This window comes from Mizugakiibacter sp. (genome assembly GCF_039680435.1).
Lineage (GTDB): Bacteria > Pseudomonadota > Gammaproteobacteria > Xanthomonadales > Rhodanobacteraceae > Mizugakiibacter.
Map to the genome: position 1 here is coordinate 1 of NZ_JBDKSX010000023.1, position 12,491 is coordinate 12,491.

A 12,491-nucleotide genomic window follows, 5' to 3' on the forward strand; every position below is an offset into this window, starting at 1 on the left:
GGCGGCCGCCGCGACGAGCTGGCGCGCATGCTCGGCGGCGTCGAGATCACCCGCGAAACGCGCGCCCACGCGAAGCAGATGCTGGACCGCGCCCAGGCCGGCTGAGCCGGGCTCAGCCCTCGATCAGGCCGTGGGTCACGGCCAGGCGGAACAGCTCCAGCTCGGAAGCGGTCTCCAGCTTGGCCATCAGGCTGGCGCGGTGGATGTAGACGGTCTTCTGGCCGATGCCCAGCTCGGCCGCCGCCTGCTTTGCCGTCAATCCGCGCGCCAGCAGCAGGAACACGTCGCGCTCGCGCAGGGTCAGCCGGCGCAGCGGCGCGGGATCGCCCTGCCCGGCCTGCGCGCGCGGCTGCGCCAGATCGGAGCTGAGGAAGCGCTCGCCCTGCAGCACCGCGCGCAGGCCGGCGACCAGTTCCTCGGGCGCGGCGCCCTTGGTGACGTAGCCGTGCGCACCGCGGCGCAGCGCCTCGGACACGTACGGCTCGCTGTCGTGCATGCTCAGCACCACCACCCGCGTCGTCGGCACGGCGCTGCGCAGGTGCTCGATCAGCGGCAGGCCGCCGCCGTCGGGCAGCGACAGGTCCAGGGCCACCAGGTCGGGGGCTGCGGCGATCACCGTTTCCAGTGCTTCCTCGGCGGAACGGCACTCGGCGACGACGTCCAGATCGGGCTCGCGCTCGATCAGGTGCTTGAAGCCTTCCCGGACGATGGCATGATCGTCAACCAGTACGATGCGGTACATGCGCGCACTTTAGCGCGCCGCGGCGCCTCCTGCAGCCGCGGCGGCCGGCGCGGCAGAGTGGGGGATCGGGGATGTCTTCGCGATTGCTGTTCGTCCTGCGCGGACTGGCGCTGGCCGCCGCTTACGGGCTCGGCTGGTGGCTGCTGTGGCGGATGTCGGAGCTGTACTGGTTCCTGCCGGCAGGGCTGCGCTTCGGCGTGCTGCTGCTGGCCCCTTACCGCTACTGGCCGTTCGTGTTCCTCGGCGAATGGACCACCTTCGGCCTGATGAACGCGCCGCTGACGTGGCTGGGACCGCTCGGCTTCGCGCTGGACACCTTCCCGCACGTGCTGGTCTGCGCGGCGGTGGTCAGGGCGCTGCGCGGCGCCTGGCCGCACGTGCGGCTGGAGGCGCCCGAGGACGTCGTGCACCTGCTGGTCGGCGCGCTGCTGGCCGCGGTCGCGGTCACCGCAGCCAACGCGTTGGTGCTGCAGGTGGTGGATATCCAGGAAGAGGCGTCCCTCAGCTACACCCTGCTGACCTACTCGCTGGGCGATTATCTAGGGATCATGCTGCTGCTGCCGCTGATGATCCTGCTGCTGCACGCGCGCCCGGACGCGGCCCGGTTGCGCGCACTGCTGCGGCACGTGCTGCTCCTGCTGCTGCCGGCGATCGGGCTGCTGTACGCGCTGGCCGACACCGAGCCGTCGCTGGCGCAGTACGCGCGCACGCTGATGCTGGTGCCGGTGGTCTATTTCGCCTTCCGCCACGGCGTGCGCGGCGCGGCGCTGGCGATGCTCGCGGCCAGCATCGCGGTCGCCGCCGGCGCCGGCATGGCGCACCGCGCGGACGCGCCGGCCGAGGCGCAGATGTTCCTCGCCGTCGCCGGCACCGCATCGCTGCTGCTGGGCAGCGCGATCGAGGCGCTGCGCGCCAGCGGCGAGCGCCTGGCCCTGCAGAACGCGCGCCTGGAAGGCACCAACGTGCGGCTGGACCAGCTCGCGCAGAGCCTGCGCGAGGTCGCCCGCCGCAACCTGCGGCTCGAGGAAGAGGAACGCCGCAGCCTGGCCGCCGAGCTGCACGACGAGCTGGGCCAGAACCTGACCGCGATCCAGACCCGCGTGAAGCTCGCCCACGAGCGCCTGCACGCCGCCGGCCTCAGCGATGTGGCGACCTCGATCAACGACATCCTCGCCACCATGCGCCGCACCGTGCGCAGCCTGCTGAACACGCTGCGCCCGTCGGTGCTGGACGAATTCGGCCTGTATCGCGCGCTCGCCGAAGGGCCGGTGCGCGACATGCTCGGCGCGGCCGGGGTCGGCTACACGGCGCACCTGCACGGCGATCCGACGCTGATCGACGACGACACCCGCACCGCGATCTACCGCATCGCGCAGGAAGCCGCGACCAACACCGTACGGCACGCCCGCGCGCGCAACTTCCATCTGCGCGTACGGGTCAGTCCGCACGCCGGACGCACGGTGGTGCTGCTGGACCTCAGCGACGACGGCGTGGGTCTGCCCGACACGCCACCCGTGACCGGCCGCTACGGCCTGCAGGGCATGCGCGACCGCGTGCTGGCGCTGGACGGGGCAATGCGCATCCGCACCGGACCGGCCGGAACGCGCCTGCGCGTATTGCTGCGCCTGCCCACCCGCGAGCCGACCGCGGTCGCCACGCTGAACGCCAAGGCGGCCTGATCCGCTCGCCACGGCCCGCGCCCGCGGGCCTGCCTTGTGCCTTCGCCGAAGGCGCGGCGCGGGTGCCCGGCGGCATTTGCCCCGGAGGGGGAAGCGCCTCCTGCACCACCGGAAGGGGGAAGCGCGTGAGCGCGCCTGACCCGCCCCGCGACGCGGATGCCGCCCCCCCCTATGTTTCCTAGGAAAAATTCCTATAGCGCCGTCCCCGACGCGGCTTCTAATCTTGGCGGCGGGGAGAAGGGGGCGTCGCACTTTCGGCGGGTGCGGCCTTGTACGCCCTAAGCCGTTGGGTCGCAGGACCGCGGCCAGCTGTCGGCAGAGGATCCCGCCGAAACCGCGTCCGCCGCAGGAAGCGCCGGTGCGCGTGCCGGATCGCAGGATCCGGCGCCTCGAGGGCACAAGGACGTGCCTTCGCGGCTCCCTCCGCGGCTACTTCGCCGCTTTCTTCTTGGGCCGCACGTACAGCACCAGGCTGTGCGCTTCCAGCACGAAGCCGTGTTTGTCGGCAATCTCGTGCTGCAGCCGCTCGATTTCCTCGTTCACGAATTCGATCACCCGGCCCGACTCGAGGTCGATCATGTGGTCGTGGTGCTTGCCGCGGTCCAGCTCGAAGACGGCCTGGCCGCCCTCGAAATTGTGCTTGGTGACCAGTCCGGCCGCCTCGAAATGGGTCAGCACGCGGTACACGGTGGCCAGGCCGATGTCCTCGTCGCTGGTCAGCAGTTGCTTGTAGATATCCTCGGCGGTCATGTGCCGGGCATGCGTCGCCTCGAGGATTTCCAGGATCCGCATACGTGGATGCGTGACCTTGAGTCCGGCCTTGCGCAGTTCCTGGGATTCCATGCAGCACCTCCTAGCGCAGTGCCAGCGGGGCACCATAGTGTATCATCCGACGCTTTCCGGACCGGACTACGAACGGCATGCAAACGCTTCTCCGCGCGCTGGGTTCAGCCCTGCTGGCCACCGCCCTCGTCGGCTGCGGCCTGGTCTACAAGCCGGACGTGCAGCAAGGCAACCTGCTGGACAAGAAGAACGTCGCCGAACTCAAGCCGGGCATGACCAAGCGCCAGGTGCTGGTGCTGCTCGGCTCGCCGTCGGTGAGCAGCCCGTTCGCGCAGAACCGCTGGGACTATGTCTCCACCCTGCAGAAGCGCGGCCGTACCTTGCAGGCGCGTGCGCTGACCCTGTACTTCGAGAACGACGCACTGGTGCGCACCGAGGGCGACTTCTTCCCCGAGGACTCCAAGGAGCTCCTGCAGGAGAGCAAGAAGTACAAGGACGAGTACCCGGACGAGAAGCGCAAGGAGCAGAAGCCCGGCGCAGGCGGCAGCACCAACCCGCCGGGCCAGGGCTAGCCGGCGCGGCGCCGGCGCGCTTCCTTCGGGTCCACCCGCAGCGGGCGGTAGACCTCGACGCGATCGCCCTCGCGCAGCGGCGTGTCGGGCGCGACGCGACGCGCGAACACGCCCAGCCGATCGGGGTCGATCGCCAGCGCGGGGAATGCCGCGCGCAGGCCGGAAGCCTCGATCGCCTGCGCCGCCGTGGTGCCGGCCGGCAGCCGCAGGCGACGCCGGAACGCGCGGCCGGGCTCGGCGTAGACCACTTCGACGGCGATCGTCTCAGGCATACGCACGCGCGGCCACGCGGCAGAAATCGTCGACCATGCGGTCGGCCAGTCCCTGGAAGCCGAGCCGCAACGCGGGCGCCGCCAGCTTGCCCGCGTAATCGAAGTCGAGCGCCAGCGCGATCTTGCAGCCGGCGTCGCCGAGCGCAAGGAACGTCCACACGCCTTCCAGCGTGCGGAACGGCCCCTCGACGAAACGCATCTCGATGCGCTCGTGCGGCATCAGGGCATTGCGCGTGGTGAAGCCCTGCACCATGCCGGCGAAGCGCAAGTCGAGGCGCGCGGTCAGCTCGCCCTCGCCGCGCGCCAGCACCTGCGCGGCGGCGCACCACGGGAAGCGCTTCGGATATGCTTCCACGTCGTTGACCAGTTCGAACATCTGCGCCGGGGTGTGGCGCACCAGGGCGCTGCGGCGGATCTGGATCACTCTGCGAGGTTTGTCGTGCATGGCCCCCGGGCCGGATGCGCGATTCTAACGGACATGACCAAGAAGAAAGATGCCGACAAGGCCGGCTCGGGCACGATCGCGCTGAACAAGCGCGCGCGCCACGAGTACCACATCGACGAGCGCTTCGAGGCCGGCATCGCGCTGCAGGGCTGGGAAGTGAAGAGCCTGCGCCAGGGGCGCATCAACCTCGGCGACGCCTACGCGCTGGTCAAGGGCGGCGAAATCCATCTGTTCGGCGCCTCGATCCCGCCGCTGATCACGGCCTCCACCCACGTGGTCGCCGAGGACCGCCGCACGCGCAAGCTGCTGCTGCATCGTGCCGAGATCGACAAGCTGGTCGGCGCGATCGAGCGCAAGGGCTACACGCTGATCCCGCTGGCGTTGTACTGGAAGGGCAACCGGGTCAAGGTGGAACTCGGCCTCGCGCGCGGCAAGCAGGCGCACGACAAGCGCGACGCCGAGAAGGAACGCGACTGGAACCGCGAGAAGCAGCGCACCATGCGTGCGCACAACCGCGAAGCGTAGGCAACATCCGGACGCGCCCGAGGGTCCGCGCCGGATACCGCGCGACGGCCACCACGCCCGCCCCTGCGACACTACGTCCGCGGCGCGGCCATAGCCAGCCCCACGCGGCTTGGTTATTCTGCCCGCGCTGACGAAACGAAGCGCGTACGCACGCCAGCCGGCCGTGCGGCGCTCCATTGCGACGAACCCTGTCAGAGGGGGGAAGCGGTCATGGGCAAGGCCTACCGCGTGCTGTTCGTGAGCACGTTCGCGTTCATCGTGTGCTTCGCCGTGTGGCTGGCATTCGGCGTGATCGGCATTCCGATCCGCCGCGAGCTCGGCCTCAACGCCACCGAATTCGGCCTGCTCACCGCCACGCCGATCCTCAGCGGCGCGGTGCTGCGCCTGCCGCTGGGCATCTGGACCGACCGCTACGGCGGCCGCATCGTGATGACGGCCCTGCTGCTGGCCAGCGCGGCGCCGGTCTGGCTGGTGTCCTATGCCAGCCGACTGTGGCAGTTCCTCGCCATCGGCCTGTGCCTCGGCGCGGTCGGCGCCTCCTTCGCGGTAGGCACGCCCTACGTGGCGCGCTTCTTCCCGGCCAGCCGCCGCGGCTTCGCGATGGGCTTCTTCGGCGCCGGCACCAGCGGCGCCGCGCTGAACATGTTCGTCGCGCCGGCGATCGTCGATACCTGGGGCTGGCGCGCCGTGCCGCACGTCTATGCAGTGGCGCTGCTCGCCACCGCCGCGATCTTCTGGCTGCTGTCGGCGCCGGATCCGGGCGTCGGCGGCGCCAGGCGCGCGCCCACCCTCGCCGAACAGTTGCGCGTGCTACGCGACCCGCGCGTGTGGAAATACTGCCAGTACTACTCGCTGGCCTTCGGCGGTTTCACCGCGCTGTCGCTGTGGATGCCGCAATACTTCATCGGCGAATACGGCCTCGGCATCGCCGCCGCCTCCGCGCTGGCGGCCAGCTTCTCGCTGCCGGCGGGCGCGCTGCGCGCGGTCGGCGGCGCCCTGTCCGACCGCTTCGGCGCGCACCCCCTGACCTGGTGGGTGCTGTGGGTGGCGTGGATCCTGCTGTTCCTGCTGTCCTACCCGCAGACCCAACTGGTGGTGCAGACGATCCGCGGCCCGGTGTCCTTCCATATCGGCCTGAACGTATGGATGTTCGCGCCACTGCTGTTCACGCTGGGCGTCGCGATGGCATTCGGCATGGCCTCCACCTTCAAGTATCTCGGCGACGACTTCCCCGACGCGCTGGGCGTGGTCACCGGCATCGTCGGTCTGGCCGGCGGCCTGGGCGGCTTCCTGCTGCCGATCCTGTGGGGCGCCCTGCTCGATCTGCTCGGCATCCGTTCCAGCGCCTTCATGTTGATGTACGGCATCGTTTGGGTATCGCTGATCCTGATCTACTTCACCGAGGTGCGGCGCGTGGATTTCCACGGTCGTGAACCCTCGACCGGGCCCTGAGCGGCTCGTGCCGCACTGACAAGGAGGCACGCCATGAGCCATTTCCTCGACCGGCTGCGCTATTTCTCCCGTCCACGCGAGGCGTTTGCGGACGGCCACGGCGAAGTGCGTGCGGAGAACCGCCAGTGGGAGGACGGCTACCGCAACCGCTGGCAGCACGACAAGATCGTGCGCTCCACCCACGGCGTGAACTGCACCGGCTCGTGCAGCTGGAAGATCTACGTCAAGAGCGGCGTGGTCACCTGGGAAACCCAGCAGACCGACTACCCGCGCACCCGCGCCGGCATGCCCAACCACGAGCCACGCGGCTGTTCGCGCGGCGCGTCGTACTCGTGGTACCTGTACAGCGCCAACCGCCTGAAATACCCGATGGTGCGCGGCCGCCTGCTGCGGCGCTGGCGCGAGGCGCGCAAGACGATGCAGCCGGTCGAGGCGTGGACGGCGCTGATGGCCGATCCGGCCGCGGCCGACTACAAGGCGGCGCGCGGACTCGGCGGCTTCGTGCGCGCGCGCTGGGACGAGGCGCTGGAGATCATCGCCGCCGCCAACGTGCACACGATCAAGACGCACGGCCCCGACCGCGTGGTCGGCTTCTCGCCGATCCCGGCGATGTCGATGGTGTCGTACGCTTCGGGCGCGCGTTATCTCAGCCTGATCGGCGGCAGCCTGCTGTCGTTCTACGACTGGTACTGCGACCTGCCGCCGTCCAGCCCGCAGACCTGGGGCGAGCAGACCGACGTGCCGGAATCGGCCGACTGGTACAACTCCGGCTACATCATCGCCTGGGGCTCGAACGTGCCGCAGACGCGCACGCCGGACGCGCACTTCTTCGTCGAGGCGCGCTACAACGGCACGCAGGTCGTCGCGATCACGCCCGACTACGCGGAAGTCTCCAAGCTCTCGGACCTGTGGCTGCACCCCAAGCAAGGCACCGACGCCGCGCTGGCGATGGCGATGGGCCACGTGATCCTGCGCGAGTTCTTCCTCGACCGCCAGGCCGAATACTTCCAGGACTACTGCCGCCGCTACACCGACCTGCCGCTGCTGGTCACGCTGCGCCGCGACGGCGCGCGCTGGGTGCCCGACCGCTACCTGCGCGCCAGCGATTTCGCCGACGCGCTGGGCAGCGCCGAGCACGCCGACTGGAAGACCGTCGGCTTCGACGCCGATGGCAAGCCGGTGGTGCCGCAGGGCGCGATCGGCTTCCGCTGGCCCGGCAAGGACAGCCCCGACCACGGCAAGTGGAACCTCGAGCAGAAGGCCGCCGACGGCCGCGAGGTCACGCTGGCGCTGAGCCAGATCGACCGCCGCGACGACGTGCTGGACGTCGCCTTCCCCTACTTCGGCGGCACCCCGCACGCGCACTTCCCGCACAACGACCAGGACGGCGACGTGTTGCTGCGCCGCGTGCCAGCGCGGCGCGTGGCGACGCGCGGCGGCGAGGTGATGGTCGCCACCGCGTTCGACCTGCTGTGCGCGCACTACGGCCTCGACCGCGGCCTCGGCGGCGCCTGCGCCGCCAGCTACGCCGACGACGTGCCGTACACGCCGGCGTGGCAGCAGGCGATCACCGGCGTGCCCGCCGAGCAGGCGGTCGCGGTCGCGCGCGCGTTCGCCGCCAACGCCGAGAAGACCCGCGGCCGCTCGATGGTGATCATCGGCGCGGGCATGAACCACTGGTTCCACCAGGACATGAACTACCGCAGCATCATCAATTTCCTGATGCTGTGCGGCACCATCGGCATCTCCGGCGGCGGCTGGGCGCACTACGTCGGTCAGGAGAAGCTGCGCCCGCAGACCGGCTGGACCGCGCTGGCGTTCGCGCTGGACTGGGTGCGCCCGCCGCGGCAGATGAACGGCACCTCGTTCTTCTACGCGCACTCCGACCAGTGGCGCTACGAAAAGCTCGACGTCGACGAGCTGCTGTCGCCGCTGGCCGAGCGCGGCAAGTACGGGCGCAGCCTGATCGACTGCAACGTGCGCGCCGAGCGCATGGGCTGGCTGCCGTCGGCGCCGCAGCTCGACCGCAACCCGCTGGAAGTCGCGCGCGCGGCCGAGCGTTCCGGCATGAACCCGAAGGACTACGTGGCCAAGGCGCTGAAGTCCGGCGACCTGCACATGGCCTGCGAGGATCCCGACAATCCCGCCAACTTCCCGCGCAACCTGTTCATCTGGCGCTCCAACCTGTTCGGCTCCTCCGGCAAGGGCCACGAGTATTTCCTGCGCCACTTCCTCGGCACCCGCCACGGCCTGCAGGGCAAGGACCTCGGCGAGGACGGCGGGCACAAGCCGGAGGAAGTCGCCTGGCACGCGCAGGCGCCGGAGGGCAAGCTCGACCTGGTCGTCACCCTCGACTTCCGCATGTCCACCTCGTGCCTGTACTCCGACGTGGTGCTGCCGACCGCGTCCTGGTACGAGAAGAACGACCTCAACACCTCCGACATGCACCCGTTCATCCATCCGCTGTCGGCGGCGGTCGATCCGGTGTACGAATCGCGCAGCGACTGGGAGATCTTCAAGGCGATCGCGAAGCGCTTCTCCGAATACGCGCCGGGCCACCTCGGCGTCGAGCGCGACGTGGTGCTGACGCCGATCATGCACGACACCGCCGGCGAGATCGCGCAGCCGTTCGAGGTGCGCGACTGGAAGAAGGGCGAATGCGACCTGGTGCCCGGCGTGACCGCGCCTAACATCGCGCTGGTCGAGCGCGACTATCCAGCCACCTACGCGCGCTTCACCGCGCTGGGGCCGCTGATGGACAAGCTCGGCAACGGCGGCAAGGGCATCGGCTGGAACACCGAGGAGGAAGTGCGCGGGCTGGCCGAGCTGAACTACACCGTGGCCGACGGCCCGGCCAAGGGCCGTCCGCGCATCGACAGCGACATCGACGCCGCCGAGGTGATCCTGCACCTCGCGCCGGAAACCAACGGCCAGGTGGCGGTGAAGGCGTGGGCGGCGCTGTCGAAGATCACCGGCCGCGACCACACCCACCTCGCCGAGGCGCGCGAGGACGAGAAGATCCGCTTCCGCGACATCCAGGCGCAGCCGCGCAAGATCATCAGCTCGCCGACCTGGTCGGGCATCGAGAGCGAGCACGTCAGCTACAACGCCGGCTACACCAACGTGCACGAGCTGATCCCGTGGCGCACGCTGAGCGGCCGCCAGCAGTTCTACCAGGACCACGCCTGGATGCGCGATTTCGGCGAGGGCTTCGCGCTGTACCGCCCGCCGATCGACACGCGCACGATCGCGCCGCTGTCCGGCAAGCGCGGCAACGGCCATCCCGAGATCGTGCTGAACTTCATCACCCCGCACCAGAAGTGGGGCATCCACTCCACCTACACCGACAACCTGATCATGCTGACGCTGTCGCGCGGCGGCCCTATCGTGTGGCTGTCCGAAACCGACGCCCGGCGCGCCGGCATCGTCGACAACGACTGGATCGAGCTGTTCAACGTCAACGGCGCGCTGACCGCGCGCGCGGTGGTCAGCCAGCGCGTGCACGAGGGCATGTGCATGATGTACCACGCGCAGGAGAAGATCGTGAACGTGCCGGGCTCGGAGATCACCGGCATGCGCGGCGGCATCCACAACTCGGTCACGCGCACGGTACTGAAGCCGACCCACATGATCGGCGGCTACGCGCAGTTGTCCTACGGATTCAACTACTACGGCACCGTCGGATCCAACCGCGACGAATTCGTGATCGTGCGCAAGATGGAGAAGGTGGACTGGATGGACCGCGCGCAGCGTGCGGCCCGCGAAGCGCAGCTGCACGCCCACCGGGCGTGAGGGAGGACGCGACATGAAGATCCGCGCACAGATCGCGATGGTGCTGAACCTGGACAAGTGCATCGGCTGCCACACCTGCTCGGTCACCTGCAAGAACGTGTGGACCTCGCGCAAGGGCATGGAGTACGCCTGGTTCAACAACGTCGAGACCAAGCCCGGCATCGGCTATCCGAAGGACTGGGAGAACCAGGAGCGCTGGCGCGGCGGCTGGGAGCGCAAGCCCGACGGCCGGCTGGTGCCGAAACAGGGCGGCCGCTTCGCGGTGCTGGCGAAGATCTTCGCCAACCCGCACCTGCCCGAGATCGACGACTACTACGAGCCGTTCACGTTCGACTACGAGAACCTGCAGACCGCGCCCGAGCTGCCCACCGCGCCGGTGGCGCGGCCGATCTCGCTGATCAGCGGGCGCACCATGGACAAGGTCGAATGGGGCCCGAACTGGGAGGAAATCCTCGGCGGCGAATTCGACAAGCGCAGCGCCGACTACAACTTCGAGGCGGTGCAGAAGGACATCTACGGGCAGTTCGAAAACACCTTCATGATGTACCTGCCGAGGCTGTGCGAGCACTGCCTCAACCCGACCTGCGTGGCGTCCTGCCCGTCCGGCTCGATCTACAAGCGCGAGGAGGACGGCATCGTCCTGATCGACCAGGACAAGTGCCGCGGCTGGCGCATGTGCGTCTCGGGCTGCCCGTACAAGAAGATCTACTACAACTGGACCACCGGCAAGGCCGAGAAGTGCACGTTCTGCTATCCGCGCATCGAGGCGGGCATGCCGACCGTGTGCTCGGAGACCTGCGTCGGCCGCATCCGCTACCTCGGCGTGCTGCTGTACGACGCCGACCGCATTGCCGAGGCGGCGTCGGCGGAAAACCCGCAGGACCTCTACCAGGCCCAGCTCGACGTGTTCCTCGACCCGAACGATCCCGAGGTGCAGCGCCAGGCGCGCGCCGACGGCGTGCCGGAAGCGTGGCTGGAGGCGGCGCGCCGCTCGCCCACCTACAAGATGGCGGTGGAGTGGAAGATCGCCTTCCCGCTGCATCCCGAGTACCGCACGCTGCCGATGGTGTGGTACGTGCCGCCGCTGTCGCCGATCCAGGCGCACGCCAACGCCGGCGCGATCGAAAGCAGCGGCGGCCTGCCCGATGTCGACTCGCTGCGCATCCCGGTGCGCTACCTCGCCAACCTGCTCACCGCCGGCAACGAGGCGCCGGTAGTCAGCGCGCTTAAGCGCATGCTGGCGATGCGCGCCTGGTTCCGCGCGCGCCAGCTCGGCGAGACGCAGGACGCGGCGCTGCTGGAACAGGTCGGGCTCGACGCCGCCACCGCCGAGGACATGCACCGCTACCTCGCCATCGCCAACTACGAGGACCGCTTCGTCATCCCCACCGCGCACCGCGAGGAAGCCGAGAACGCCTACGCCCTGCGCGGCGGCTGCGGCTTCTCCTTCGGCAACGGCTGCGACGGCGTCGAGGCCAGGTCCAGCCTGTTCGGCGGGCGCATGGGCCGGCGCAAGGTCATCCCGATCCGCATGCTGGACGAGGACTGACGTGCGCACCGACCACGCCACCCTGCTGCGCGCGCTGTCCGCCCTGCTCGCCTATCCCGACGCCGAACTGCGCGCCGCGCTGCCCGAGATCGCCGACGCCGTGCGCGCCGCGCGCGCGCTGGACGCCGGCCTGCGCGACGACCTGCTCGCGCTCGCCGACGACATCGCCGGCGCCGACGCGCTGGAGGCCGAGGCGCGTTACGTCGACCTGTTCGACCGCGGCCGCACCACCTCGCTGAACCTGTTCGAGCACGTGCACGGCGACGGCCGCGAGCGCGGACCGGCGATGCTGGACCTGCGCCAGCGCTACCTCGACGCCGGCCTGGAGCCGCGCGGCGGCGAACTGCCCGACCACCTGCCGGTGCTGCTCGAATACCTGAGCTGCCGCGAACCCGCCGAAACCCGCGAGACGCTGGCCGACTGCGCGCACATCCTGCGCGCGCTCGGCAACACGCTGCTGCGCCGCGACAGCCGCTACGCCGCCGTGCCGGCGGCGCTACTGGCGCTGGCCGACGCGGCGGGCCTCGATCCGCACGCGCCCACCCCGCCGCCCGAGGATCTCGACCGCAGTTGGGAGGAACGCCCCGCGTTCGCGGCGCCCGAACCGCAGGCCGCGATCGCGCAGCCAGAGCGGCGCTCGTCATGACGACCCCACCTAATCCCGCCGCGTCCGCGCAGGA

General features: G+C 69.9%; 11 protein-coding genes. 7 read left to right on the top strand and 4 right to left on the bottom strand.

The annotated features are described in order from the left end of the window. Nucleotides 1-112: 112 nt before the first annotated feature. On the bottom strand, nucleotides 113-742 hold the full coding sequence (locus ABFC67_RS01810; protein ID WP_346736324.1) for a response regulator transcription factor: 630 nt from the start codon (nucleotides 740-742) through the stop codon (nucleotides 113-115). A 71-nt stretch (nucleotides 743-813) separates the two neighbouring features. Here ABFC67_RS01810 and ABFC67_RS01815 point away from each other — a divergent pair, with 71 nt between their 5' ends. Further along, nucleotides 814-2,421 carry an MASE1 domain-containing protein gene (locus ABFC67_RS01815; RefSeq protein WP_346736325.1) on the top strand — a complete coding sequence of 536 codons (1,608 nt, stop codon included), beginning with the start codon at nucleotides 814-816 and terminating at the stop codon, nucleotides 2,419-2,421. Between the two features lie 429 nt (nucleotides 2,422-2,850). On the opposite strand, the gene fur is transcribed toward ABFC67_RS01815, so the two are convergent. Next, nucleotides 2,851-3,264 (bottom strand): ferric iron uptake transcriptional regulator, encoded by a 414-nt coding sequence (gene fur / locus ABFC67_RS01820; protein WP_346736326.1) that lies wholly within the window; start codon nucleotides 3,262-3,264, stop codon nucleotides 2,851-2,853. Nucleotides 3,265-3,341: 77 nt separating this feature from the next. On the opposite strand from fur, the gene bamE reads away from it, so the two are divergent. Beyond that, a complete protein-coding gene (gene bamE, locus ABFC67_RS01825; RefSeq protein ID WP_346736327.1) occupies nucleotides 3,342-3,776 on the top strand; it encodes an outer membrane protein assembly factor BamE in 435 nt (144 codons plus the stop codon). Here the strand turns inward: bamE and ABFC67_RS01830 are convergent. Continuing rightward, nucleotides 3,773-4,048, bottom strand: coding sequence for an RnfH family protein (locus tag ABFC67_RS01830; RefSeq protein ID WP_346736328.1), 276 nt, complete (start codon nucleotides 4,046-4,048; stop codon nucleotides 3,773-3,775). The genes bamE and ABFC67_RS01830 overlap by 4 nt on opposite strands. Further along, nucleotides 4,041-4,472, bottom strand: a complete 432-nt coding sequence (locus tag ABFC67_RS01835) for a type II toxin-antitoxin system RatA family toxin (RefSeq protein WP_346736416.1) — start codon at nucleotides 4,470-4,472, stop codon at nucleotides 4,041-4,043. Before ABFC67_RS01835 ends, ABFC67_RS01830 begins: the two co-directional genes overlap by 8 nt. Before the next feature lie 54 nt (nucleotides 4,473-4,526). Between ABFC67_RS01835 and smpB the strand changes: the two genes are divergently transcribed. The 5 genes from smpB to narJ all read left to right on the top strand — a co-directional run bounded on the left by smpB (nucleotide 4,527) and on the right by narJ (nucleotide 12,457). Beyond that, nucleotides 4,527-5,018: an SsrA-binding protein SmpB gene (gene smpB, locus ABFC67_RS01840; RefSeq protein WP_346736329.1), complete on the top strand. Its 492-nt coding sequence runs from the start codon at nucleotides 4,527-4,529 to the stop codon at nucleotides 5,016-5,018. Nucleotides 5,019-5,228: 210 nt separating this feature from the next. Further along, nucleotides 5,229-6,470 (top strand): MFS transporter, encoded by a 1,242-nt coding sequence (locus tag ABFC67_RS01845; protein WP_346736330.1) that lies wholly within the window; start codon nucleotides 5,229-5,231, stop codon nucleotides 6,468-6,470. 33 nt (nucleotides 6,471-6,503) lie between these two features. After that, nucleotides 6,504-10,262: a nitrate reductase subunit alpha gene (locus ABFC67_RS01850; RefSeq protein WP_346736331.1), complete on the top strand. Its 3,759-nt coding sequence runs from the start codon at nucleotides 6,504-6,506 to the stop codon at nucleotides 10,260-10,262. Between the two features lie 13 nt (nucleotides 10,263-10,275). After that, nucleotides 10,276-11,811, top strand: a complete 1,536-nt coding sequence (gene narH, locus ABFC67_RS01855) for a nitrate reductase subunit beta (RefSeq protein ID WP_346736332.1) — start codon at nucleotides 10,276-10,278, stop codon at nucleotides 11,809-11,811. Between the two features lies 1 nt (nucleotide 11,812). Beyond that, on the top strand, nucleotides 11,813-12,457 hold the full coding sequence (gene narJ / locus ABFC67_RS01860; protein WP_346736333.1) for a nitrate reductase molybdenum cofactor assembly chaperone: 645 nt from the start codon (nucleotides 11,813-11,815) through the stop codon (nucleotides 12,455-12,457). Nucleotides 12,458-12,491: the final 34 nt, after the last annotated feature.